Origin of the sequence: Sphingomonas pituitosa NBRC 102491, from assembly GCF_001598435.1 — a bacterium.
Classification (GTDB): Bacteria; Pseudomonadota; Alphaproteobacteria; order Sphingomonadales; family Sphingomonadaceae; genus Sphingomonas; species Sphingomonas pituitosa.
The window spans coordinates 18,128-42,124 of record NZ_BCYY01000033.1; the positions used below are offsets into that span (position 1 = coordinate 18,128).

28 protein-coding genes are annotated in these 23,997 nt (G+C 68.1%); 23 read left to right on the forward strand and 5 right to left on the reverse strand.

Translation table 11 applies throughout. The features are described from left to right. The first annotated feature begins 14 nt into the window (after positions 1 to 14). The 6 genes from SPI01S_RS20000 to cyoD are packed head-to-tail and all read left to right on the forward strand — an operon-like array spanning position 15 to position 4,772. Complete coding sequence (locus SPI01S_RS20000; RefSeq protein WP_066726847.1) at positions 15 to 200, forward strand: hypothetical protein; 186 nt, start codon at positions 15 to 17, stop codon at positions 198 to 200. A 21-nt stretch (positions 201 to 221) separates the two neighbouring features. After that, entirely contained in the window at positions 222 to 833 is a 612-nt protein-coding gene (locus SPI01S_RS20005) for a cysteine hydrolase family protein (RefSeq protein WP_084253626.1), read from the forward strand. Next, positions 826 to 1,716: a ubiquinol oxidase subunit II gene (gene cyoA / locus SPI01S_RS20010; protein ID WP_084253627.1), complete on the forward strand. Its 891-nt coding sequence runs from the start codon at positions 826 to 828 to the stop codon at positions 1,714 to 1,716. Before SPI01S_RS20005 ends, cyoA begins: the two co-directional genes overlap by 8 nt. Before the next feature lie 2 nt (positions 1,717 to 1,718). After that, positions 1,719 to 3,728 carry a cbb3-type cytochrome c oxidase subunit I gene (locus SPI01S_RS20015; protein ID WP_066726849.1) on the forward strand — a complete coding sequence of 670 codons (2,010 nt, stop codon included), beginning with the start codon at positions 1,719 to 1,721 and terminating at the stop codon, positions 3,726 to 3,728. Next, entirely contained in the window at positions 3,725 to 4,369 is a 645-nt protein-coding gene (gene cyoC, locus SPI01S_RS20020) for a cytochrome o ubiquinol oxidase subunit III (protein WP_066726851.1), read from the forward strand. Before SPI01S_RS20015 ends, cyoC begins: the two co-directional genes overlap by 4 nt. A 13-nt stretch (positions 4,370 to 4,382) precedes the next feature. After that, complete coding sequence (cyoD, locus tag SPI01S_RS20025; protein WP_066726853.1) at positions 4,383 to 4,772, forward strand: cytochrome o ubiquinol oxidase subunit IV; 390 nt, start codon at positions 4,383 to 4,385, stop codon at positions 4,770 to 4,772. Positions 4,773 to 4,781: 9 nt separating this feature from the next. On the opposite strand, the gene SPI01S_RS20030 is transcribed toward cyoD, so the two are convergent. Beyond that, entirely contained in the window at positions 4,782 to 5,861 is a 1,080-nt protein-coding gene (locus SPI01S_RS20030; RefSeq protein WP_066726856.1) for a DUF3667 domain-containing protein, read from the reverse strand. Positions 5,862 to 5,909: 48 nt separating this feature from the next. Between SPI01S_RS20030 and SPI01S_RS20035 the strand changes: the two genes are divergently transcribed. The 9 genes from SPI01S_RS20035 (at position 5,910) to SPI01S_RS20075 (ending at position 12,726) form a co-directional block, all read left to right on the forward strand. Next, positions 5,910 to 7,178: a glutamate-5-semialdehyde dehydrogenase gene (locus SPI01S_RS20035; protein WP_066726858.1), complete on the forward strand. Its 1,269-nt coding sequence runs from the start codon at positions 5,910 to 5,912 to the stop codon at positions 7,176 to 7,178. Between the two features lie 18 nt (positions 7,179 to 7,196). After that, positions 7,197 to 7,856 (forward strand): nicotinate-nucleotide adenylyltransferase, encoded by a 660-nt coding sequence (locus SPI01S_RS20040; protein WP_066726860.1) that lies wholly within the window; start codon positions 7,197 to 7,199, stop codon positions 7,854 to 7,856. A 26-nt stretch (positions 7,857 to 7,882) separates the two neighbouring features. Beyond that, entirely contained in the window at positions 7,883 to 8,236 is a 354-nt protein-coding gene (gene rsfS / locus SPI01S_RS20045; RefSeq protein ID WP_066726862.1) for a ribosome silencing factor, read from the forward strand. Positions 8,237 to 8,260: 24 nt separating this feature from the next. Next, complete coding sequence (locus tag SPI01S_RS20050) at positions 8,261 to 8,683, forward strand: 23S rRNA (pseudouridine(1915)-N(3))-methyltransferase RlmH (RefSeq protein ID WP_066726863.1); 423 nt, start codon at positions 8,261 to 8,263, stop codon at positions 8,681 to 8,683. After that, on the forward strand, positions 8,683 to 9,843 hold the full coding sequence (locus tag SPI01S_RS20055; RefSeq protein ID WP_066726865.1) for a murein hydrolase activator EnvC family protein: 1,161 nt from the start codon (positions 8,683 to 8,685) through the stop codon (positions 9,841 to 9,843). The genes SPI01S_RS20050 and SPI01S_RS20055 overlap by 1 nt, the downstream gene beginning before the upstream one ends. A gap of 65 nt (positions 9,844 to 9,908) precedes the next feature. Then, entirely contained in the window at positions 9,909 to 11,237 is a 1,329-nt protein-coding gene (locus SPI01S_RS20060; RefSeq protein WP_066726867.1) for a S41 family peptidase, read from the forward strand. 5 nt (positions 11,238 to 11,242) lie between these two features. Then, positions 11,243 to 11,728 carry a disulfide bond formation protein B gene (locus SPI01S_RS20065; RefSeq protein ID WP_066726907.1) on the forward strand — a complete coding sequence of 162 codons (486 nt, stop codon included), beginning with the start codon at positions 11,243 to 11,245 and terminating at the stop codon, positions 11,726 to 11,728. Further along, on the forward strand, positions 11,725 to 12,258 hold the full coding sequence (locus SPI01S_RS20070; RefSeq protein ID WP_066726869.1) for a demethoxyubiquinone hydroxylase family protein: 534 nt from the start codon (positions 11,725 to 11,727) through the stop codon (positions 12,256 to 12,258). Before SPI01S_RS20065 ends, SPI01S_RS20070 begins: the two co-directional genes overlap by 4 nt. Before the next feature lie 57 nt (positions 12,259 to 12,315). Continuing rightward, positions 12,316 to 12,726 carry a hypothetical protein gene (locus SPI01S_RS20075; RefSeq protein ID WP_066726871.1) on the forward strand — a complete coding sequence of 137 codons (411 nt, stop codon included), beginning with the start codon at positions 12,316 to 12,318 and terminating at the stop codon, positions 12,724 to 12,726. A gap of 4 nt (positions 12,727 to 12,730) precedes the next feature. On the opposite strand, the gene SPI01S_RS20080 is transcribed toward SPI01S_RS20075, so the two are convergent. Continuing rightward, on the reverse strand, positions 12,731 to 13,936 hold the full coding sequence (locus SPI01S_RS20080) for a glycosyltransferase family protein (protein WP_066726874.1): 1,206 nt from the start codon (positions 13,934 to 13,936) through the stop codon (positions 12,731 to 12,733). Between the two features lie 89 nt (positions 13,937 to 14,025). Between SPI01S_RS20080 and SPI01S_RS20085 the strand changes: the two genes are divergently transcribed. From SPI01S_RS20085 to fabI, 7 genes are all read left to right on the forward strand, one after another. Further along, positions 14,026 to 15,273 carry a putative DNA modification/repair radical SAM protein gene (locus tag SPI01S_RS20085; protein ID WP_066726876.1) on the forward strand — a complete coding sequence of 416 codons (1,248 nt, stop codon included), beginning with the start codon at positions 14,026 to 14,028 and terminating at the stop codon, positions 15,271 to 15,273. An 80-nt stretch (positions 15,274 to 15,353) separates the two neighbouring features. Further along, positions 15,354 to 15,839 (forward strand): hemerythrin domain-containing protein, encoded by a 486-nt coding sequence (locus tag SPI01S_RS20090; protein WP_066726878.1) that lies wholly within the window; start codon positions 15,354 to 15,356, stop codon positions 15,837 to 15,839. 3 nt (positions 15,840 to 15,842) lie between these two features. Next, the gene (locus tag SPI01S_RS20095; RefSeq protein WP_066726880.1) at positions 15,843 to 17,216 is read left to right on the forward strand and encodes a UdgX family uracil-DNA binding protein; all 1,374 of its coding nucleotides are present in this window, start codon (positions 15,843 to 15,845) and stop codon (positions 17,214 to 17,216) included. A 42-nt stretch (positions 17,217 to 17,258) separates the two neighbouring features. Then, positions 17,259 to 17,777: a hypothetical protein gene (locus SPI01S_RS20100; protein ID WP_066726882.1), complete on the forward strand. Its 519-nt coding sequence runs from the start codon at positions 17,259 to 17,261 to the stop codon at positions 17,775 to 17,777. 102 nt (positions 17,778 to 17,879) lie between these two features. After that, positions 17,880 to 18,818 (forward strand): DnaJ C-terminal domain-containing protein, encoded by a 939-nt coding sequence (locus SPI01S_RS20105; protein ID WP_066726909.1) that lies wholly within the window; start codon positions 17,880 to 17,882, stop codon positions 18,816 to 18,818. A gap of 6 nt (positions 18,819 to 18,824) precedes the next feature. Continuing rightward, a complete protein-coding gene (locus SPI01S_RS20110; RefSeq protein ID WP_174539141.1) occupies positions 18,825 to 19,793 on the forward strand; it encodes a YihY/virulence factor BrkB family protein in 969 nt (322 codons plus the stop codon). Next, on the forward strand, positions 19,790 to 20,593 hold the full coding sequence (gene fabI, locus SPI01S_RS20115; RefSeq protein WP_066726884.1) for an enoyl-ACP reductase FabI: 804 nt from the start codon (positions 19,790 to 19,792) through the stop codon (positions 20,591 to 20,593). Before SPI01S_RS20110 ends, fabI begins: the two co-directional genes overlap by 4 nt. 31 nt (positions 20,594 to 20,624) lie before the next feature. On the opposite strand, the gene SPI01S_RS20120 is transcribed toward fabI, so the two are convergent. Genes SPI01S_RS20120 through sppA form a run of 3 tightly spaced genes read right to left on the reverse strand, consistent with a single transcriptional unit; the run spans position 20,625 to position 23,523 of the window. Then, on the reverse strand, positions 20,625 to 20,987 hold the full coding sequence (locus SPI01S_RS20120) for a hypothetical protein (RefSeq protein ID WP_157084808.1): 363 nt from the start codon (positions 20,985 to 20,987) through the stop codon (positions 20,625 to 20,627). A gap of 47 nt (positions 20,988 to 21,034) precedes the next feature. Continuing rightward, positions 21,035 to 21,598: a GNAT family N-acetyltransferase gene (locus SPI01S_RS20125; protein ID WP_066726888.1), complete on the reverse strand. Its 564-nt coding sequence runs from the start codon at positions 21,596 to 21,598 to the stop codon at positions 21,035 to 21,037. Then, on the reverse strand, positions 21,595 to 23,523 hold the full coding sequence (sppA, locus tag SPI01S_RS20130) for a signal peptide peptidase SppA (RefSeq protein WP_245653701.1): 1,929 nt from the start codon (positions 23,521 to 23,523) through the stop codon (positions 21,595 to 21,597). Before sppA ends, SPI01S_RS20125 begins: the two co-directional genes overlap by 4 nt. Positions 23,524 to 23,700: 177 nt before the next feature. On the opposite strand from sppA, the gene groES reads away from it, so the two are divergent. Next, positions 23,701 to 23,988 (forward strand): co-chaperone GroES, encoded by a 288-nt coding sequence (gene groES / locus SPI01S_RS20135; RefSeq protein WP_064310559.1) that lies wholly within the window; start codon positions 23,701 to 23,703, stop codon positions 23,986 to 23,988. The last annotated feature ends 9 nt before the right edge of the window (positions 23,989 to 23,997 follow it).

Sequence of the window (23,997 nt, forward strand, 5' to 3'; positions counted from 1 at the left end):
TCAGGAGAAGCGCCATGCCCGATCCGGACACTGAAACGCACACCCAGCCGAACCCCAATCTCGCGACCGAACCCGGCGAGAAAGGCGACAAGGGCGGCACCAGCACCCAGCCGCGCCCGAACCTCTCGACCGAGCATCAGCAGGAGGGCGATGCCGCCCATCCCAGCGACACGCTCGATCGCGGCCAGACGGATCGCTGAGCGCCTCAGGGGAGCGAGACCGTGGAAGCACCCGAAACGGGCGCCACCGCCCCTGCGCGCGACAGGCCGGGTGCGGCAGCGGCGCTGCTGATCATCGACATGATCAACACCTTCGACTTCGAAGGTGGCGAGGAACTGCGTAGCCGCGCCGAGGCGATCGCGGGACCGATTGCCAGGCTGCGCGCCGCGTTCGACGCGGCCGATCTGCCGACGGTCTTCGTCAACGACAATTTCGGCGAGTGGCATTCGGAAAAGTCCCGGCTGATCGAGCAGGCGCTGGACGGCGCCCCGGACAGCCTCGCAGAGCTCAAGCCGCGCGAGTGCGACTATTTCGTGCTCAAGCCGCAATTCTCCGGCTTCTACGCGACCAACCTGCCGGTGCTGCTCCCCAAGCTGGGCGTGCGCCGGCTGGTGCTGACCGGCGTCGCGACCGACATCTGCGTGCTGTTCACCGCCGGCGACGCGCACATGCGCGACTATGCGCTGTGGGTGCCGGGCGACGCCGTGGCGACGCAGGACGATGATCGCGGGCGCTGGGCGCTGGAGATCATCGCGCAGAGCATGGGCGCCGACATCGCGCCGACCAGGGAGCGCTCGCCCGATGACTGGCTGGCCGAGGCGCACCATGGCTAGCCGCGCGGCGCGCCTCCTCCCGCTGCTGTTGTTGCTCGGCGGGTGCAGCGGCGCGAGTATCCTCCGCCCCGGCGGGCCGATCAGCGCGAACAACCGGACGATCCTGCTCAATTCGCTGGTCATCATGCTGGCGATCATCATCCCCACGATGATCGCCACGCTCGCCTTTGCCTGGTGGTTCCGCGCCGGCAACGACAAGGCGCGCCATCGGCCAGAGTTCGTCTATTCGGGGCGGATCGAGCTGATCGTGTGGTCGATCCCGCTGCTGACGATCCTGTTCCTCAGCGGTCTGATCTGGATCGGCAGCCACGACCTCGATCCCGCCAGGCCGATCGCGTCGAAGGCCCCGCCGCTCGAGGTTCAGGTGGTGTCGCTCGATTGGAAATGGCTGTTCGTTTACCCTGCGCAGGGCATCGCGACGCTGAACCAGCCGGTGATCCCGGCCGGCGTGCCGATCCGCTTCCGCCTCACCTCGGCCAGCGTGATGAACAGCTTCTTCGTGCCGCGGCTGGGCAGCCAGATCTACACGATGAACGGCATGGCGACGACGCTGCACCTGCAGGCGGACAGGCCCGGCAGCTATTACGGCCAATCGGCGCATTACAGCGGCGACGGCTTTTCGGACATGAACTTCCGGCTCCAGGCCGTGCCGGCGGCGGACTTCACCCGCTGGGTGGCGGGCGTGAAGGCGGCCGGCGGGCTGCTCGATGGACCCGCCTACGCCCAACTCGCCCGGCAGAGCCAGCACGAGCCCGCCAAGCATTGGGGGGCGGTGCAGCCAGGCCTGTTCGACAGGGTGGTGGCACAGCATTTGCCGCCCGCGCCCGGCCCCGAACAGGGCCGCGACGGCCAGCCCCAGATTTCCCCCGGAACGGCGGAGTGACGATGTTCGGCAAGCTCACCTGGTCCGCGATTCCGTTCAGCCAGCCGATCCCGCTGATCGCAGCGGGCGGCGTCGCGCTGGCGCTGTTCGCGGTGCTCGGCTGGATCACGGCGAAGGGGCACTGGCCCTATCTGTGGAAGGAGTGGATCACCTCGGTCGATCACAAGCGGATCGGGGTGATGTACGTGCTGCTCGGGCTCGTCATGCTGCTGCGCGGGTTCGTCGACGCGATCATGATGCGCACCCAGCAGGCGACCGCGATCGGCCATGCCCAGGGCTATCTGCCGCCCGAGCATTACGACCAGATCTTCTCGGCGCACGGCACGATCATGATCTTCTTCGGCGCGATGCCGGTGATCATCGGGCTGATGAACTTCGTCGTGCCGCTCCAGCTCGGCGTCCGCGACGTGGCCTTCCCGACGCTCAACTCGACCAGCTTCTGGCTCACCGCTTCGGGCGCGCTGCTGGTCAATATGAGCCTGGTGATCGGCGAGTTCGCGCGTACCGGCTGGCTGCCCTATGCACCCTTGAGCGAGACGACCTACTCGCCCGGCGTCGGCGTGGATTACTATGTCTGGGCGATCCAGATTTCGGGTGTCGGCACGCTGATGTCGGGCATCAACCTGGTGACGACGATCCTCAAGCTGCGCGCGCCGGGCATGAGTTACCTCCGCATGCCGATGTTCTGCTGGACCGCGCTGGGCGCCAACATGCTGATCGTCGCTGCCTTCCCGATCCTCACCGCCACGCTGGGGATGCTGGCGCTCGACCGGTATCTCGGCTTCCACTTCTTCACCAACGAAGCCGGCGGCAACATGATGATGTTCGTGAACCTCATCTGGGCCTGGGGGCATCCGGAGGTCTACATCCTCATCCTGCCCGCGTTCGGCATCTTCTCCGAGGTGATCTCCACCTTCTCGTCCAAACCGCTGTTCGGCTATCGGTCGATGGTGGCGGCGACGCTGTTCATCGTCGTGGTGTCGTTCACGGTGTGGCTGCACCATTTCTTCACGATGGGGGCGGGCGGCGACGTCAACGCCGCCTTCGGCATCGCCACCAGCATCATCGCGGTGGGCACCGGCGTGAAGATCTACAACTGGCTGTTCACCATGTATGGCGGGCGGCTGCGCTTCCCCACGCCGATGCTCTGGTCGATCGCCTTCCTGATGACCTTCATCATCGGCGGGATGACCGGCGTGCTGCTCGCGGTCCCGCCGGCCGATTTCATGCTGCACAATTCGATGTTCCTGGTCGCGCACTTCCACAACGTCATCAACTCGGGCGTGATCTTCGGCGCGTTCGCGGGCATCACCTTCTGGTTCCCCAAGGCGTTCGGCTTCCGGCTCGACGAAACTTGGGGGAAGATGGCGTTCTGGCTGACGCTCGCGGGCTTCCTGATCGTGTTCGGCGCACTGTACGTGCTGGGGCTGGAGGGGATGACCCGGCGGCTGCAGCATATCGATTTCACCGAATGGGCGCCGTGGCTCTACGTCTCGGTCGGCGGCATCGGCGTGATGATGCTGGGCGTGGCCTCGCAGATCGTCCAGATCGTCGTCAGCATCCGCAACCGCGAGGCATTGCGCGACGAAACCGGCGATCCCTGGGATGGCCGTTCGCTCGAATGGGCAACCTCGTCCCCGCCGCCGGTGTTCAACTTCGCGGTGCTGCCACGCGTGCACGGCGAGGAGCCCTATTGGACGATCAAGCGCACGGCGCTCGAAAGCCAGGGGCTCGGCGACGAACCCGACTACGAACCGATCGAAATGCCGCGCAACAGCGCAACCGGGGTCGCCACCGCGTTCTTCGCCACGCTGATCGGCTTTGCGATGATCTGGAGTATCTGGTGGCTGGCGGCGCTGGGTTTCGTCGGCGCCTATGCCACCTTCGTGGTCTTCGCCTGGCGCGACGAGGAGGAGAAGGCAATCCCGGCGGAAGAAGTGGCCCGGATCGATCGCGTCCGCCGCGCCGCGCGCCAGGCCTGGCTTGATGCGAACCGGGAGCAGCCGGCATGACCGCCAAGGCACAGGATCCCTATCGCATCGGCCGCGGTGGTGGCGAGGATACCAATACGGGTCGCGGCGAGGGCGGGCCGGCGAGCAAGCGTACCACCGTGGGCTATGGCTTCTGGATCTACCTGCTCAGCGACATCATCCTCTTCTCGGGCTTCTTCGCCGCCTATGCGGTGCTGGCGAAGCAAACCGCGGGCGGCCCGTCGCCCCGCGAGCTGTTCGGACAGGAGCGGGTGGCGCTCGAGACGGCGGCATTGCTCCTCTCCAGCTTCACTTGCGGCTTGGCGGGCGTTGCGGCGGAGCGGCGCAAGCTGCTGCCCGCGCAGCTCTGGCTGCTTGCCACCGGCGTGCTGGGCGCGGCGTTCCTCGGGCTCGAGCTGGCCGAGTTCGCCGAGATGATCGGCGAGGGCGCAGGGCCCCAGCGCAGCGCCTTTCTCTCCGCCTTTTTCGGCCTGGTCGGGCTGCACGGCCTGCACATCGGCGTCGGGCTGTTGTGGCTCGGCACGATGATGGCGCAGCTGTGGGTGAAGGGTTTCCAGCCGCAGGTCCTGCGGCGGCTGATGTGCTTCAACCTGTTCTGGCACGCGCTCGACATCGTCTGGGTCGGCATTTTCACGATGGTCTATCTTATGGGGTCTATCTGATGGGAGTGGCGCCATGAGCGAGCGCGAGACCGACAGCGGTGATACCGCGCCCGGCGACGAAGCGGCCGAAGGCGAGGAATTCGCCGGCGGCACCAGCGGCTATGTGGTGGGGCTGGGCCTCGCCGCGCTGCTCACCGCCGCGGCCTTCGCGATGGTCAACCTGCCGCTGGTCTGGCGGCCGGCGGTGCCGATGGCGCTGGTGGTGCTGGCCATCGCGCAGATGGGCGTCCACCTCGTCTTCTTCCTCCACGTGAACACCGGGCCGGACAACACCAACAACGTGCTGGCGCTCGCCTTCGGGACGCTCGTCGTGTTGCTGCTGATCGGCGGATCGGTGTGGATCCTCGGCCATCTCGACCATGCGATGATGCCGATGGACCGGCAGATGCACGGCTTCCCGTGACGCGGTGGTTCAGCCCATGATGCCGAGCAGCGCCAGGATCAGCAGGAACAGCGATGCGATGATGGTGATGAACCACAGCAACAGACTGGTCCGGAAGATGGCGGAGCGCCATCCCAGGCCATAGGCCTGCTTCAGCTGCCGGCACATGTGGATCGGCGGCAGGAGCAGGGCGGTCCAAACCAGAATGTCGGTGGATACGCCCACCGCGCTCAGCAGCGTGATACCGATGAACAGCATCGACATCGCCGCGATCGAGTAGGTCACGAACACCGCGTGATCGTAGAGCTTGTACTGGCGTTTCCAGAAGAACAGCAGCCACACGAACGGGATCGACAGCGGGATCAGCAGCCAGGAGAATTTGTAGATGCTCGATTGCAGCTTGTAGAGCATCAGCGCGGGGTTCTTCTGCCACTTCTCGACACCGTGATCGAGGGTGTGCCAGCCGGTGTGCACCTGCTTGATGTTGTCGTCGTCCCCGGCGACGGCCTCTATAGGCGCGATCTGCGCGGCGGCGGCCTTGATCGCGGCGATCTCGCGATCCGCCTTGGCGATGTCCTTGTCCAGATCGGCGCGATCGCTGTCGTCTGCGGCGAGCCTGGCGCGCTTGGCGACATCCTTCGCGCGTCCTTCTTCGCTATGCTTCAGCGCGCGCTGCAGGGCGGCGGTCGGCCGGGCCGTCGGGGTTTCCAGGTCGGTCGGCGTCGAGATGCCGAGGATCTGGAAGATCGCGAACATCGTGAAGATCGAGAAGAGGAACATCGCCATCGGCGAGACGAAGCGCGCGCGCTCGCCGGCGATGTAGCGGCGGGTGAGATCGCCGGGCCGCCAAACGAGCAGTGGCAGCGTGCGCCACATCTTTCCCTCGAAATGCGCGACGCCGTGCAGCAATTCGTGCCCGATCGCGCCGAGCGAGCGATGGACGTGCCCCGATTGCCCGCATTCGTGGCAATGCGGGCCGACCAGCGCGCTACCGCAATTCAGGCAGATCGTGCCATGCCCGTGCCCATGGCCCTCGCCCGCATGCGGCTCTACCGCACGGCCGAGCAGGCCCCCCATTACCAGTTCGCCGGCTGCGTCGAATTCCCCCATGGGGCCTGAGGCTACCAGCTTCGCGCGCTTCGTGCTAGCGACTGCAGCATGGCCGATATCGACATGCCCGACACCCAGATGCTGATCGCCGACATGGGCCGCCGCGCCCGTGCCGCCGCCACGGTGCTGGCGGCGATGCCAAGCCCGGCCAAGGCCGCTGCGCTGCGCGCTGCCGCCGCCGCGATCCGATCGGCGCAGGACGCGATTCTCGCCGCCAACGCCGAGGACATGGCGGGAGGCAAGGCCAACGGCCTGTCCGACGCGCTACTCGACCGGTTGCTGCTCGATGCCAAGCGCGTCGAAGCGATGGCCGCCGGCATCGAAGCGGTCGCCGGACTGGAAGACCCCGTCGGCAGCGTGCTCGACGAACGGACCCGGCCGAACGGCCTCGTCCTCAAGCGCGTGCGCGTGCCGATCGGCGTGATCGCCATCATCTACGAAAGCCGCCCCAACGTCACCGCCGATGCCGGCGCGCTATGCCTGATGTCCGGCAACGCGGCGATCCTGCGCGGCGGTTCGGAAGCGATCCGCAGCAATCGCGCGATCCACGCCGCGCTGGTGCAGGGGCTGCTGGCCGCAGGCGCTCCGGCCGACGCGATCCAGCTGGTGCCGGTGACCGATCGCGCTGCGGTGGGTGCGATGCTCACCGCCGAGGGGCTGATCGACATGGTCGTGCCGCGCGGCGGCAAGGGGCTGGTCGCGCGGGTGCAGGCCGAGGCGCGGGTGCCCGTTCTCGCGCATCTCGACGGCATCTGCCACACCTATGTCGACCGTGCCGCCGATCCGGCGATGGCGCGCACGCTGGCGGTCAACGCCAAGATGCGCCGCACCGGGATTTGCGGGTCGACCGAAACGCTGCTGATCGACCGCGATTTCGCCGATCCCAAGCCGATCCTGACGGCGCTGGCCGAAGCCGGCTGCGAACTGCGCGGCGATGCCGACGTGCAGGCGCTCGATTCGCGCGTGCTGCCGGCGAGCGACGCGGACTGGGACACCGAGTATCTCGATGCGATCCTCTCGGTGAAGCTGGTCGACGGCGTGGACGGGGCCATGGCCCATATCGCCGCGCACAGCTCGCATCACACCGACGCGATCCTCACCGAGGATGCCGACACGGCGGCCCGGTTCCTCAACGGCGTCGACAGCGCGATCGTGATGTGGAACGCCTCGACGCAGTTCGCCGATGGCGGCGAGTTCGGGCTGGGCGCCGAGATCGGCATCTCCACCGGCCGCCTGCATGCGCGCGGGCCCGTGGCGCTGGAGGGGCTCACCACCTACAAGTGGCTGGTGCTCGGCACCGGCCAGGCGCGGCCTTGAACCGTTCCTTTTAAGCTCTTGAAGCGCATCGGTCTCCTTGGCGGGTCGTTCAATCCGGCGCATCGCGGGCATCGGCGGCTGTCGATGCACGCGATTCGCGCGCTGGACCTCGACGAGGTGTGGTGGATGGTCTCGCCGGGTAACCCGCTGAAGGACAAGGCGGGCATGGCGCCGTTCCAGGCACGGATGGCCGCCGCGCGCGCCGTCGCCCGGCACGCGCCGATCCGCGTCACCGCGATCGAGAAGCGGATGAAGACCCGCTACACTGCCGATACGCTCACCAAGCTGCCCCGGCTCTACCCGAATCATCGCTTCATCTGGCTGATGGGCGCGGACAATCTGGCGCAGTTCCATCGCTGGGAACGGTGGCGGCACATCGCCCGTCAGGTTCCGATTGCGGTTATCGCGCGTCCGGGCTATGATCGGGGCGCCCATGCAAGTCCTGCAATGGGTTGGCTGCGGCGCGCTGTGCGGCCCGCAGGCCAGGCGAAACATTGGACGCGATGGAGATTGCCGGCACTTGTGCTGTTGCGCTTCCGCCCCGATCCGACGTCGGCAACGCGCCTTCGGGCTGCCGATCCTGCCTGGCACCGGCGATTCCTCGGGTCTTCTCCGCATTTGGAACAGGAGAGCCCGGCGCCGTCTCCAATCACATCGCACAGACAGTCGCTAGACTAGGAGCAACCTTGGCCACTTCCCCCAATATGCAGCGTTCGAACGACGCCGACAGCGTCGAAGCGCTGCATAGGCTCGTGCTCGCCTCGCTGGAAGACGATCAGGCGGTGGAAACCGTCTCGATCCCGCTCGCCGGCAAGAGCAGCATTGCCGACTATATGGTGATCGCATCGGGCCGCTCGACCCGGCAGGTCGCCTCTATGGCGATGAAGCTGGCCGACAAGCTCAAGGCCGAGCAGGGCCGCACGCCCCGCGTCGAGGGCCTGCCGGCCGCCGACTGGGTGCTGATCGACGCGGGCGACGTGATCGTCCACCTGTTCCGCCCGGAAGTGCGCAGCTTCTACAATCTCGAGCGGATGTGGTCGTTCGAGGGCCAGGCCTGATCTGATTCCGGAAGCGCGCGCGCCATGTTGCTGCACATCGTCGCGCGCGGCCGGATCGGGCGCAGCCCCGAGGCCGAACTGGTCGACCGCTATCTGAAGCGCGTCACCTGGGGTACGCGCGTCACCGAACTGCCCGACACTGGCGGCAAGATGCCGGTGCTCGCCCCCGGCACCCGCGTGGTGATGCTCGACGAACTCGGCGAGAACCTGCCGTCCAGGACGCTGGCGACCCGGCTCGGCGCCTGGCGCGACGACGGGGTGCGCGAAACGCGCTTCCTGATCGGCGCGGCCGACGGGTTCGACGATGCCGATCGCCGGGCGGCGGACATGCTGCTCAGCTTCGGCAAGGCGACCTGGCCGCACATGATGGCGCGCGCGATGCTCGCCGAGCAGCTCTGGCGCGCGGTCTCGATTCTTTCCAACCACCCCTATCACCGCGAAGGCTGATGGGCCCGGCGCGCAGCCTCGGCATCGCGGCAGCGCTGGTCGCGATCGCGGTGACGGGCGTGCTCGCCCAGCCGCAGCCCGATGCCACGCAGCAATCGGCACGATCCGCGATCGAGGCCTCGCAGGCGGCGAAAGCGGCCGAGGCGCGCGCGGCCGAGCTCGATCGCACCGCTGCGGCGGAGCGGGACGCGGAGGCCCGCGCCCGCGCCGAACAGGCGGCGGCGGCCCAGCGCATCAAGGCGGCGGAGGCCGAGCAGGCCGCGGCCGAGGCGCGCGTGGCGCTGCTCGACCGGCTGCTCGCCCGCCAGCGCACCGCCTTTGCCGAGCGGCAGCGGCCCGCGCTGGAACTGGTCGCGGCACTGCAGGCGATGGCGCGGCGCCCGGCGGTGCTGGCACTGGCCCAGCCGGGATCGGCACAGGATCTCGTCCATGTCCGCGCGACGCTCGCCAGCCTGTTGCCCGCGCTCGAGGCGCGCAGTGCCGGCGTGCGCGCTGATCTGGCGCGGTCGCGTGCCCTTCGCACCGCGACCGCCGGCGCTGTGGCAGAGCTGAAGCGACGCCGTGCCGATCTCGAAACGCGCCGCCTTGCCGCGCTCCAGCTCGAATCCGATCACCGGCTGCGGGCGATGACGCTCGGCCGCGCCGCACTGGTGGAATCGGAGCGCGCGCTCGCGCTGGGCGAGAAGGCGCGCGACCTTGCGGCGGACCAGGATCGAACCGAAAGCGCGGCGCAGGTGCGTTCGGATCTCCTCGTGCTGAACGGGCCCCTGCCGCGCCCCGGCGTCCCGACGGAACGGCCAGGCGGCCCGGCCCCCTATCGCCTTCCGGTCACCGGCCACCTGGTCACCGGCTTCGGCGAGATTTCGTCCGCCGGCGTCCGTGCCCGCGGGCCCAGCTTCGCGGTGCAACCCGGTTTCGCCGTGGTCGCCCCGGCCGCCGGCACCATCGTCTATGCTGCCCCATTTCCCGGCTATGGGCAGGTGGTGATCGTCGACCACGGCAAGCAATGGACCAGCCTGCTCTCCGGCCTGGGCACGCTGGCGGTGCGCCCGGGGACCAGGGTGGCGCAGGGCACCCGGCTCGGCACGGCGGGCCCCCGGATCACGGTCGAGCTGCGCCGCCGGGGCCAGCCGCTGGACCTGACCCAATTGCTCGACTGACACCGCGTGCAAATCCCGTTATCCTCGCCTACATTAGCTTGGTCGCCCTTCCGGAAAGTCTCTTGATGCTGCGTTCGTTTCTTCAGGTTTCCGCCGCTGTCGGCGCACTCGCGATCATTCCCATCACATCCGGTGCCATGGCAGGGGTCGATACCAGCAGCTATCGCGAGCTCGATACCTTCATGGAAGTCTACAACACCGTGAAGGCCAATTACGTCGACAAGGTCGACGACAAGACGCTGGTGAAGGGTGCGATCGAAGGCATGCTGGCGGCACTCGATCCGCACAGCAGCTATGCCGACGGGCTCGATTTCGACAATCTCAAGATCCAGACCGAGGGCAATTACGGCGGCCTCGGCCTCACCGTCACCCAGCAGGACGGCGCGGTGAAGGTGATCGCGCCGACCGAGGACGGGCCCGCCGCCAAGGCCGGCATCAAGTCGGGCGACTTCATCACCCATCTGGACGGCAAGTTCATCGTCGGGGGCAGCCTGGACGAGGCGATCACCCAGATGCGCGGCGCGCCGGGCACCAAGATCGCGCTGACCATCGTGCGCCCCGGCGCCGACAAGCCGCTGCAGTTCACGCTCACCCGCGAGATCATCACCCAGAAGCCGGTGAAGTGGGAAATCAAGGACGGCGTCGGCATCCTCAACATCAACACCTTCACGGCGCACACCGGCGGCGATACCGCGCTCGCCATCCAGGCGATCGAGAAGAAGCTGGGCCACAAGCCGCTCGGCTATATCGTGGACCTGCGCGAGAATGGCGGCGGCCTGCTGACCGAGGCGATCGCGGTGGCCGACGTGTTCCTGACCCATGGCGAGATCGTCTCGCAGCGCGGCCGCGAGAAGACCGACATCGAGCGCTATTATGCCGAGAGCGTGTTCCCGGGCGACCTCGCCAAGGGGCTGCCGGTGATCGTGCTGACCGATTCCGGCACCGCCTCCGCGTCCGAGATCGTCGCCGGCGCGCTGCAGGACCATCACCGCGCGATCGTGATGGGCGTGCGCAGCTTCGGCAAGGGATCGGTCCAGACGATCATGCCGATGGGCCAGCGTGCCGCGCTGCGCCTCACCACCGCGCGCTATTTCACGCCTTCGGGCCATTCGGTGCAGGAAGGCGGCATCAAGCCCGACATCGTCGTGCCGCAGCTTTCCGATCCCGACTACAAGTCGCGGCCGGTGCTGCGCGAGGCCGATCTGCGCCGCCACCTGATCAACCAGGAGAAGGTGGACGACAGCGTGCTTGAGGAAGACACCGGCACCGATCCGCGCTTCACCGCCACGGCGGACGAGCTGAAGAAGAAGGGCGTCGAGGACTTCCAGCTGAGCTACGCGGTGCAGACCATCGCGCGCCTGGGCAAGACCGCGACCGCGAGCGCCGGCAAGTGAGCGCGATGCCGCGGAACGTGCCGGTGCTGGCGCGCTGGATCGCGCTGCTGCTGCCGCTCGCCCTGCTGGGCGGCGCGCTGGGATCGCAGTTCATCGGCGGGCTGGTGCCGTGCGAGATGTGCGTGTGGCAGCGCTGGCCGCATCTGGCCGCGATCGTCGTCGCCGCGCTCGCCTTCTTCGCGCGCGGGCGCCGGCAGGTGGCGGCGCTGGTGCTGCTCGCTGCGCTGCTGATCGCGGTGAGCGGCGGCATCGGCGTCTATCATGCCGGTACCGAATATCATTGGTGGCAGGGCATCACGGAATGCACCGCTGCGCCGCGGCATGGCTCGGCGATGGACATGCTGACCCAGGCGCTCCGCGCGCCGATCATCCGCTGCGACGTGCCCCAATGGACGATGTTCGGCATCAGCCTGGCAGGATATAACGCGATCGTCTCTCTGGGCGGTGCGCTGCTGATCGCGCTGCTCGCAACGCGAAAGTCGGTACGATGAGCTGGAAGCCGGGGGATCGGCGCGAGCGCCATGACGCGATGGTCCGGGTAGACCAGGCGGGCGAATATGGCGCGACGCGCATCTATGCGGGCCAGCTCGCAGTGATGGGCGACCGGACGCCGACCGCGCGGCTGATCAGCGGCATGGCCAACCAGGAGGAGCATCACCGCGCCTTTTTCGACGCGCTGATCGCGAAGCGCGGCGTGCGGCCGACGCTGCTCCAGCCTTTCTGGGACGTGGCCGGTTTCGGGCTCGGCATGGTCACCGCGGCGCTGGGCCCGCAGGCGGCGATGGCCTGCACGGCGGCGATCGAGACCGAGATCGACCTCCACTACCAGCAGCAACTCGAGCAGCTGGGCGACGAGGATCCGGAACTGCGCGACGCCGTCGCGCGATTCCGTGACGAGGAGATCGAGCATCGGGATACCGCGATCGCCTCGGGCGCGGAAAGCACGCCGGGCTATCCGGTGCTCTCGGCGCTGATCCGGGCCGGATGCCGGTTCGCGATCGGCGTGTCGAAACGGATCTGACAGCGGCTATTCAGGCGCGTCGCGGCAGGGTGGCGCGCAAAAACAGGAGGAACGCAGGTGCTCAAGAGGATCGCCATCATCACCGCGGCCGCTGCGGCGCCGCTGCTCGCGCCAGGTGCGGCGCATGCCCAGAATGCCGTGCAGAACGGCGTGCTGATCATCTACGGCAACGACAAGTGCCCGACCAACAAGAACGGCGAGGAGATCGTCATCTGCCAGCGGCTGGATGAAGGCGAGCGCTTCCGTATCCCGAAGAACATCCGCGACACGACGCCGACCACGCCGCAGAAGGGCGAGGCCTGGGCGGTGCGTTCGCAGGATTCGCTGACCACCGGCAATTTCGGCACCGGCAGCTGCACCACCGTGGGCGCGGGCGGCGGCACCGGCTGTTTCGTCCAGCGCGCCACCGCGGCCCGCGCCGAGCGCCGGGCAATGAAGAAGGCCGAGACGGACCTGCCGCTGCCCTGATCGTTCAGCCGCGCGCCCGGGTGATCCACGCGGGCGCCGGCAGGCGAACGGCGTCGGCGATCAACCACAGCATCGCCACGCCGCGCACGCTCGCCGCAAGCATGATGTCGTGCGTCGTGGCATAGGGCCATGCGTTGGACATGCCGGCAAACCACCAGAATTCGGCGAAATAGGCGGCGATGTCGCCGATGAAGAACAGCGCCAGCGGCCTCAGGCGCGGGCTCGTCATCACCAGCAGCGGGGTGAGCCACAGGTCGAACTGCGGCGACCAGACCTTGTTGGTGAGCAGGAACCAGGCGAGGATCGGCGTGAACAGCACCCAGAGCCGGTCTCGATGCTGCCTCCAGCCCAGCCCGACGATCGCGGCGGCCCCCATCAGGAAGGCGATCGAGGCGTAGAGATTGCGCTCCGCGATCCCGGTGACCCACAGCCCCTGGTTCGACAGAATCTCCCAGGTAGATCCCGCCGTGCCGGAGCGCTCCTGCGAGAAGCGGTAGAATTCCGACCAGTTTTCCGATGCGGCGAGCGCCACCGGCAGGTTCACCGCCGTCCAGGTGCCGATCGCGACCAGCGTGCAGGTGGCGGCGGTGCCGATCCGCGCGCGCCAGTCCCGATCCGGTGCCGCCAGCGCGGCGAGGCCGATCAGCGGCAGCAGGAGTACGGGAAACAGCTTCGCGGCAGCCCCCAGCGCCGCGAGCGCCGCCGCTAGCACCAGCTGCTGCCGGCGCGCGGCCAGCATCGCCGCCACCGCCAGCGTGGTCGCCCCCAGATCCCAGTTATGACCGAGATACAGGAGGATCGGCGGTGCCAGGGCCCAGAGCCACAGGCGCTGCCGATCCATCCCGGCCCGCGCGCACATCCACAGGATCAGCCCGGCGAGGAGGGCGTTGACCAGCGTGACGGCGCCGAGGAAGGTCGCGGCGGTCGCATCGGCGCCGAACAGCCCGCGCGCCAGCGCACCCTCGATCCAGATCTGCAGCCCCGTCAGCACGGGATATTCCATCGGCGTCTCGACATAGGGTATCAGTCCCTGGTCGACGTGCCGCATCGCCCAGAAGGGCACCGCGTCGCTGTAGCAGCCGCTGGTATACTGGATGGCGGCAACCCAGCCATCGGCCATGCAATGCGCCTTGAATGCCCAGCCCAGCAGGCAGGTGCATGCCATGCCGAATGCCAGCGCGGCCACGCGCCCATCGATCCGCCGAACCATCCGAATTCCCTCCGCCCGCCGCTCGTACAGGGCGGATGGACCAGCGTCCATCTGGACAGTGCGGCGCAGAGAACATAAAAAGAACGGAAATGGCGCAACTTGATACCCGAGCAAAGCTGGCGATCCTCGCCGATGCCGCGAAATACGACGCCTCCTGCGCGTCGTCGGGGACGGCCAAGCGCACCTCGAAGGACGGCAAGGGGCTGGGGTCCACCACCGGCATGGGCATCTGCCACGCCTATGCGCCGGACGGGCGCTGCATCAGCCTGCTCAAGATCCTGCTGACCAACAGCTGCATCTTCGACTGCCACTATTGCATCAACCGCAAGAGCTCGAACGTGCGCCGCGCGCGGTTCACCCCGGCCGAGGTGGTGGAGCTCACGCTCAACTTCTACCGGCGCAATTATATCGAGGGGCTGTTCCTCTCCTCGGGCATCATCCGCTCGTCCAACTATACGATGGAGCAGATGGTCGAGGTGGCGCGGTCCCTGCGCGAGGACCATCATTTCCGCGGCTATATCCACCTCAAGACGATCCCCGACGCCGACCCCGAGCTGATCCACCAGGCCGGGCTGCATGCCGATCGCCTGTCGATCAACGTCGAGCTGCCGACGGTCGCGGGGCTCAAGCGGCTGGCGCCCGAGAAGTCCGCACCGCAGATCGAGGGCGCGATGCTGGGGATGCGCAGCGCGATCGAGGAGGGGGCAGACGCGCGGAAGCGCTATCGCTCGGCGCCGAAGTTCGCGCCCGCGGGCCAGTCGACCCAGATGATCGTCGGCGCCGATGCCGCCACCGACGGCGACATCATCGGCCGCGCGGCAGGGTTGTACGATCGCTTCGGCCTGCGCCGCGTCTATTATTCGGCGTTCAGCCCGATCCCGGATGCCAGCACGGTGCTGCCGCTCCAGCGCCCGCCGCTGATGCGCGAGCATCGGCTCTACCAGTCGGACTGGCTGATGCGTTTCTACGACTATCGTCCCGACGAAGTGGCGCAGGCGGTCGACCCGGCGACGGGCATGCTGCCGCTGGATATCGACCCCAAGCTGGCCTGGGCGCTGCGTTTCCGCGATCGCTTCCCGGTGGACCTCAACCGCGCCCCGCGCGAGGCGCTGCTGCGGGTGCCGGGGCTGGGCACCAAGGCGGTCGCCTCGATCCTCGCCGCGCGCAAATGGCGGCGGCTGCGGCTGGAGGATGTCGCGCGGCTCACCGTGTCGCTGGCGAAGATCCGCCCGTTCATCGTCACCGCCGACTGGCGGCCGGTCGCGCTGATCGACAAGGTCGATCTGCAGGCCTGGATCGCGCCCAAGAAGGCGCAGCTGGAGCTGTTTGCGGCATGAACATGGCCCTTGCGAACGACTCGCGCGAGCAACCTAGGTCAGGCTGGCCGGTTGGGAGGGGGAAACCAGGGAGACTCCCAATGGCCAAGCAGCCCCGCATCTTCGCCGACCTCATCGCCGACCATGACCGCCAGCGCGACCTCCTGCAGCAGATCGACGCCACCTCCGGCGACAGTCCCGAGCGGCAGTCGCTGTTCGAGCAGCTCCGCCTCGAGCTCCAGTCGCACGCCGCGGCCGAGGAGGAATCGCTCTACGCGACGATGCTCGCCAACCCGGAGCTGCGCGAGGATGCGCGGCATTCGGTGTCCGAGCACAAGGAAGTCGACGATATGCTGGGGGAGCTGATGGACGTCGACATGGCGTCGTCGGGCTGGCTCACCAAGTTCCGCGCGATGAAGGACCGCTACCTCCACCATATCGACGAGGAGGAGGAAGAGATGTTCCCGACCGCCGAGAAGGAACTTTCGTCGGAAGAGGAAGAGCGGCTCGGCGAGATCTTCGAGAAGCGCAAGCCCAAGGAGCTGGAGCGGGCGGAAGCCCATCCGCCGGGCGACGACCGCGACTGAACCTTGCGGGCGATCACGCTTTCCGCCGAGGATGATTTCGACGGCTGGCGCGATGCCGCGCGGGCGCTTGCCCAGGCGCATGTGCCGCCGCCCGAAGTGGTGTGGCGGGTAGGGGAAGGCGGCGGTGACCTGTTCGCCGTTGATGCTTCCCCGCCCCCCGCTGCTACCGGGCCGCAGCTCCGGGTGCCCAAGGCGTTCGTCGAGCTGGCGCAGGCGGTGATCCTGCATTCCGATCCGCAGCGCTTCGCGCTGCTCTACACGCTGCTCACCACCGATTCGCACCGCGTGGAGGACCGCGCCGATCCGCTGGTCCGCCGGCTGGAGCTGATGGCCAAGGCGGTGCGCCGCGACATCCACAAGATGCGCGCCTTTGTCCGCTTCCGCGAACTGGTGGACGATACGGGCACGCGCTTCGTCGCCTGGTTCGAGCCCGAGCATCACATCGTCCGCGCCAATGCCCGTTTCTTCGTCGAGCGGTTCGCCAGCATGCGCTGGTCGATCCTCACTCCTGAAGTCTCGCTGCATTGGGATGGCACCACGCTCAGCGAAGGCCCCGCCGCCACCCGCGAGGACGCGCCCGCCGACGATCCGGTCGAAGCGGTGTGGAAGACCTATTACGCGTCTATCTTCAATCCCGCCCGCCTCAAGACCGGCGCGATGCTGAAGGAGATGCCGCGCAAATACTGGAAGAACATGCCCGAAACCGCGTTGGTCAAGGCGCTCGTGGCGGGTGCCCGGGCGCGGGAGACGGCGATGGTGGAAACGGCACGTGGTGCGGTGGGCGGCAATGTCGAAGGCGCGTGGGAGGCTTTGCGCGACGAGGCCTCGGCCTGCACCCGCTGCCCGCTCTACAAACCCGCGACGCAGACGGTGTTCGGCGAGGGGCCGCTCGACGCCCCGATGATGCTGGTCGGCGAGCAGCCGGGCGACCAGGAGGATCTTGCCGGTCGCGCGTTCGTCGGCCCCGCCGGGCAGATGCTCGACCGCGCGCTGGACGAAGCGGGGATCGACCGCGCCCGCGTCTACGTCACCAATGCGGTCAAGCATTTCAAGTTCGAGCCGCGCGGCAAGCGACGCATCCACGCCAAGCCCGATGCCGGCGAGATCACCGCCTGCCGCTGGTGGTACGAACAGGAACTGGCGCTGGTCCGGCCAAAGCTGGTCGTCGCGCTCGGCGCCACCGCCGCGCGCCAGATCACCGGCAAGGCGGCGACTATCGCCAAGCTGCGCGGCCGGAAGCTGGCGCTGCCGGAGGGCGGCACCGGCTGGGTGACGGTGCACCCCAGCTATCTGCTTCGCCTGCCCGACGCGGACGCGGCGGCGCAGGCGTATCTCGATTTCGTCGCCGATCTGCGCGGCGCCTGGGCCTTGCTCTAGCCGCCGAAGACGATAGGCCTGCGTCGAACAGGGGGACGATTCATGAAGAAGATCATTGCTGCCGCGCTGGCGCTGCTGCTGCTGCCGGTGCCGGCATTCGCACAGGACGTGTCGAAGATTCCGCCCGCGGTGTTCGCGCTGAGCGGCTGCTGGCGGGGGGAAGGCGCGGTGATGGGCAAGCCGGTGACGATCGCGCTCACCGCCTATCCGATCGTCGAGGGCGCGATGTTCGCCATCGATGCCGAGAGCCGTGCCACCGCCGACCCGAAGGATCGCTACGCCGCGCACCTGCTGTTCGGCGACGGTGGCAAGGACGGCGCGATTGCCGGCTATTGGGCGGACAGCTTTGGCGCCGCCTATACCGCGACGGGCAAGGGCGCGCCGACCGCGGAGGGTTTCGCGATCACCTATCCCTATCCCGATGCCGATTTCGTCAACCAGTGGCAGCGCAAGGATGGCGGCCTGGTCTGGCAGATCACCGCCAGGGACAAGGCGGGCAAGGAGTCGCTGTTCGCGCGCTATACGCTGCGCGAAGCAAGCTGCGGCAAGGCGGCCGGATAGCGCCGCGCCCCTTGCGCGAAACGATCGGCGCGCCGATGTTTGGGCTTTAACCCCTGTCCTGTAAGGGACGGGCCGTCGGCATTGAACGCATTGGGGATATTGGTGGCAGATCCATACGTAACGCTCGGGGTGGCGCGCAGCGCGAGCGAGGACGAGATCAAGAAGGCCTATCGCAAGCTCGCCAAGGAGCTGCACCCCGATCGCAACAAGGACAATCCCAAGGCGTCGGAGAAGTTCAGCCAGGTCACCCAGGCCTACGACCTGCTGACCGACAAGGACAAGCGCGCCCGCTTCGACCGGGGCGAGATCGACGGCGACGGCAATCCCACTGCGCCGTTCGGCTATGGCGGCGGCGGCGGCAGCCCCGGCGGATTCCGTCCCGGCGGCGGCCAGTTCGATTTCGGCGGCGGCGAGGCCGATATCGGCGATATCTTCGAAGGCCTGTTCGGCGGCGGCAAGCGCGGCGGCGGCGGCGGCGGCTTCAGCGGCGGGTTCGGCGGCTTCGGCCGGCGCGCGCAGCCCAAGGGCGCCAACATCGCCTATCGCCTGGCGGTATCGTTCGAGGATGCGGCAAAGCTCGCGCCGCAGCGGATCACGCTCAAGGACGGCAAGACGATCGACCTGAAGCTGCCCGCCGGCGTCGAGGAGGGCACCCAGATGCGCCTCGCCGGCAAGGGCGAGGAAGGGCCGGGCGGCGCGGGCGACGCGATCGTCACCATCGAGGTCCAGCCGCACCGATTCTATGTGCGCGACGGCGACGACATCAAGCTCGACCTGCCGATCACCCTGGCCGAGGCCGTGCTGGGTGCGCAGGTCCGCGTGCCGACGCCCGACGGTCCGGTGATGCTCACCGTCCCCAAGGGCTCCAGCTCGGGCAAGGTGCTGCGCCTGAAAGGCCGGGGCTTCCACAAGCGCGGCGGCGCGCGCGGCGACCTGTTCGTCACGCTGATGGTCGATCTGCCGGTGGATGACGACGCCCTCATCGAATTCGCTCAGGGCTGGAAGAACAAGGGGAACCCGCGGGGACGCATGGGCGTCTGAACCCTCGTGGACGAACCGACGCGCGCCTCGATCTCGCCCCAGTCGCCCGAAGGGCGGCGGCTGGGCGTCGGCGGGAAGGTGCCGCGGCGGCTGGCCGAGCTGGGCGTGACCGAGCGGATGTTCGAGATCACCAAGCGCGTCGCGATCGGCACGTTCAACGACGGCTTCACCTATGCCGGCAACCTTGCGTACCTCTCGCTGGTCACGCTGTTCCCCTTCTTCATTGTCGCGACGGCGCTGGCGAGCCTGGTCGGCCGCACCGGCACCGGCGTCCACGCGCTCGAGGCCTTCCTCCAGACCGTGCCGCCCGATGTCGCCAAGCTGCTGCGCCAGCCGGTGATCGAGGTGCTGAGCGCCCGCGGCACCGGCGGCCTGCTGTGGTTCGGCGCGCTGGTGGGGCTGTGGACCACCGCTGGCTTCATCGAGACGATTCGCGGCATCCTGCGCCAGGCCTATGGCACCAGCTCCAGCACGCCGTTCTGGCGCTATCGGCTGGCGTCGATCGGCATGATCGTGGCGGCGGTGGTGCTGGTGATGCTGGCCTTCACCTTCCAGGTGATCCTCACCGCGGTCGAGCAGTTCCTCTACCGCGTGCTGCCGCTGGCGATCGACGCGCAGCGCTTCGCCTCCGCCGGCAAGGCGGTCCCGGCGTTCGCGCTGTTCGGCGCGCTCTACGTGCTGTTCTTCGCGCTCACGCCCTCGCGCTACCGTTCGCGCGCCTATCCGAAATGGCCGGGCGCGCTGTGCACGACGCTGTGGTGGCTCAGCGTCACCGGCGGCCTGCCCTGGGTGCTCTCGACGCTGGGCGGCTATGGTGCCACCTATGGCAGCCTGGCCGGCGTGATGGTCGCGCTGATCTTCTTTTTCCTGGTGGGCCTCGGCCTCGTCGTGGGAGCCGAACTCAACGCTGCTCTGGCGGAAGTGCCCGATCCCGGTCTAGAGGGGGAGCACGTACAGGAGATTCAGAAGACGTGACCGGATTGATGCAAGGGAAGCGCGGGCTCATCATGGGCCTCGCCAACGACAAGTCGCTGGCCTGGGGCATCGCAAAGGCGCTGCACGCCCAGGGTGCGGAACTGGCCTTTTCCTATCAGGGCGACGCGCTGCTCAAGCGGGTGAAGCCGCTCGCCGAGCAGGTCGGCTCCGACTTCCTCATCGATTGCGACGTGTCCGACATGGCGGCGCTCGACACCACGTTCGAGACGCTGGCGGCGCGCTGGCCGACGATCGATTTCGTCGTCCACGCGATCGGCTTCTCGGACAAGAACCAGCTGCGCGGCCATTATTACGACACCACGCTGGAAAATTTCCTGATGACGATGAACATCTCGGTGTTCAGCTTCACCGCGGTGGCCCAGCGCGCGCAGCGGATGATGCCGAACGGCGGCAGCCTGCTGACGCTCAGCTATTACGGCGCCGAGAAGGTCGTGCCGCACTACAACGTGATGGGCGTGGCCAAGTCGGCGCTCGAGACCTCGGTCAAGTATCTGGCCATGGACCTGGGCCCGGAGAACATCCGCGTCAACGCCATCTCGGCCGGCCCGATCCAGACGCTGGCGGCGCGCGGCATCGGCGACTTCAACTATATCCTCAAGTGGAACCAGCTGAACTCGCCGCTCCGCCGCAACGTGACGATCGAGGATGTCGGCGGCGCGGGCCTGTACCTGCTCTCGGACCTCGCCTCGGGCGTGACCGGCGAGACCCATCATGTGGATGCCGGCTACAACGTGATCGGCATGAAGGCCGAGGACGCGCCGGACATCGCGCTGGCCTGAGCCCTGAAGGGGCGGCCGCGCGCCGCCCCGCTCACGCGCCGTCCAACAGCCAGGCGCGCGCTTGCTCGACATCGTCGAACAGCACCGCACCGGGCCGCAGCTCGACGATCCGGCGGATCTGCAACCGTGTCAGCATGGTCGAGGCGACGAAGGCGCGCCGAGGGGCCGCGTCGATCTTTCCGGCATCGGCGAAGTTCTTGAGGACGAAATCGGCGGTCGCCTGCGGCAGCACGTGCACGCCGCGCGCATCGTAGAGCGTGCGGTGCCGGCCCGCTTCGGGCCCCAGCGTGAGGATCGCGGCGCGCACTTCCTCGGCCACCCAGCCGATATCCTCGGGCGACGGTACGCCGGCAAGCGTCACCGTCACCAGCCGCCGGGGCCGGTCGACCTGCACGTCGAACCCCACCTGGAACGGGGAGGCGGGCGTTCCGGCGTCGTCGCTCAGGCGCGCACCACGCCGAGTTCGTGGAACGGCCGCGGCTCCTCGGGCGGGCGGCTCGGTTCGTTGAGTTCGCACTGCCAGATGCCGACGTCGATCCACTGGCCGTGCTTGTACCCCGCCTCGCGGAACACGCCGGTGCGGCGGAAGCCCACCGCCTCGTGCAGCGCGATCGAATTGTCGTTCGGCAGCGTGATCATCCCGAACGCATGGACGAAGCCCTGCGCGCGCAGGGTATCGACCAGCGCCTCGTACAGCAGCCTGCCGGCGCCGCGCCGCTGCGCGGTATCGGCCATGTAGATCGAGCTTTCGACGACATAGCGATAGGCCGGGCGATCGCGGAACTTGCTCGCATAGGCATAGCCGATCACGCCGCCGTCGGCGCCGTCGCCATTGGTCGCGACCAGCCAGGGATAATAGCCCTCGCTGGCGCCCATGCGCGCCGCCATCGCAGTGGCATCGGGCGGCTCGATCTCGAACGAGGCGGTGCCGGTAAGGACGTTCGGCGCATAGATGGCGGCGATCGCGGCGGCGTCGTCCGGCGTGGCGGCGCGGATCCCGATCACTTGGCCGCCCCCAGCGCGAACTGGAGCAGCGCGAGATCGCTGGGCTGTGCGCTCGGCACGCCCAGCGCCATGCACTCCAGGCAGCGGGCCTGCACCGAACCGCTCGCGGTCAGGCGCTTGGCGTCGCCCAGCGCCTGGGCGAGCAGCACCCGGCGCTCGTCGGCGATGCGCGCATAGGTGTCCGAGCCGGCGGGCGCGTCGGCCCAGTTGCCGTCATCCTCGTCGTCGTTGCCGAACGAGCTGAGCGCCGCCGCCAGCGCCGCCGCCGCCGCATTGGGCTTCTTGGCGAGATAGACCGGCCGCACCTTGGCGGGATCGAGGTTGGCGCGCTTGGCGGCTTCCGCGATCGCGTCGTTCAGCCCGCCGAAGCGGTCGACCAGGCCGATCTGGCGGGCGATGCCGCCGATCCACACCCGGCCCTGGCCGATCTCGTCCACCCGCTGCGGCGTCAGCTTGCGCGACGCGGCGACGAGGCCGACGAAGCGGCCATAGCCCGCCTCGATCGCCGATTGCAGGATCGTGTCGATCGTGGCGTTGGTGCCGCCATAGATGCTCGGCTGGCCGCTGAGCGGCGTGCTCTGCACCCCGTCGGTGGTCACGCCGATCTTGGCGAGGCTGTTCTCGAAGGTGGGAATGATGCCGAAGATGCCGATCGAGCCGGTGATCGTGTTCGGCTCGGCGAAGATCACGTCGCCGGCGGTGGACACCCAATAGCCGCCGCTGGCGGCCAGGCCGCCCATCGACACGACGATCGGCAGCTTCTGCGCCTTTGCCTGGAGGATCGCCTGGCGCATCTGCTCCGAGGCCATCGCCGAGCCGCCGGGCGAGTCGACGCGCACGACCAGCGCCTTGAGCTTGCCGTCCTTCAGGCCGTCGAGCACCAGCTTGCTGACGGTGTCGCCGCCCGCGCTGCCGGCGCCGCCCTTGCCGTCGACGATCTCGCCGGCGATGGTGATCACGCCGATCGCGTCGCCGCTGGTCGCCACCGGGTTGGCCTGCAGCCAGTCGGCGAGCTTGATACCGTTGAAATTGCCGGCACGGGCGCCACTCGGCGCGCCCACGAGCTTCGCCACGTGCTGGCCGAAGGCGATGCGGTCGCCGAGCTGGTCGACCAGGCCATAGGCACGGTTGGCAGCGGCGATGTCACCCTTGGCGGCGGTGATCGCCACCTCCGGCTGCATCAGGAAATCGGCGATCCGCGCCTTGGGCCGCGCCTTCTGGATGCCCTCGCGCCACTGGTCGAGCAGGCCGCCATAGAGCGCGGTGTTCGCCTCGCGCGCCTCGGGCGACATGTCGGCGCGGATATAGGGCTCCACCGCCGACTTGAACTTGCCGACCTTGTAGACATGGACGTTGATGCCGAGCTTCTCGGTCAGGCCCTTGTAATAGAGCTGGCGGCCGCCGGGGCCCATGAACAGCGATCCGCCCATCGGGTGCACCCAGATCTCGCTGGCATTGGCCGCAATCTGGTAGCCGCTGTCGGTATAGGCGGTGGCATAGGCGAGCACCGGCTTGCCGGCGGCGCGCACGCGGCCGACCGCGGCGGCGACTTCGCTCACCGTGGCCGGGTAACCGCCGAGGAAGCTGTCGAGATCGAGCACGACTGCCTTCACGCGGGAATCGCCCCTGGCGGCATCCAGCGCGCGGATCACATCGCGGGCGCTGACCTGCCCCGCGGCGCGTGCGCCGGTCACCCCGGCGAGCGGATCGGCCTCGCTCGGCTGTTCCACCAGCGCGCCGTTGAACGCGACGATCAGCGCACCGTCGCGAATCGTCGCCGGTGTCGGCCGGTGCGAAAGCGCGGCGAACAGCGCCGAGAAGAACAGGAGGAGCAGAACGAGGACGAGCAGGTCCTTGATTCCGACGAGTATCTTCCAGGCAGTACGAACCAGCTTCACCGGCGGCTCCTCAAAGCGTATCTTCATGTGGTGCTACCGGATGCGCGGGGAGGAGTAAACGACCCGTATTAGCGATCCAACACGGCGAAAAAAGTTCCCGTCGCACCCGTTGACGACGGCGTGACCGCTTCACATATGGCGGCTGTTAGCACTCCGGGGGACCGAGTGCTAAACACCGAAATCCACCTGAAAGAGGATCAGGCAATGAACTTCCGTCCGTTGCACGACCGCGTGCTCGTCCGCCGCGTCGAAGCCGAGGAAAAGACCGCCGGCGGGATCATCATCCCCGATACCGCCAAGGAAAAGCCGCAGGAAGGCGAAGTCGTCGCCGTCGGCACCGGCACCAAGGCCGAAGATGGCAAGGTGACCCCGCTCGACGTGAAGGCGGGCGACCGCATCCTGTTCGGCAAGTGGTCGGGCACCGAGGTCAAGGTCGATGGTGAAGACCTGCTGATCATGAAGGAAAGCGACATCCTCGGCATCGTCGGCTGAGCGACCTCG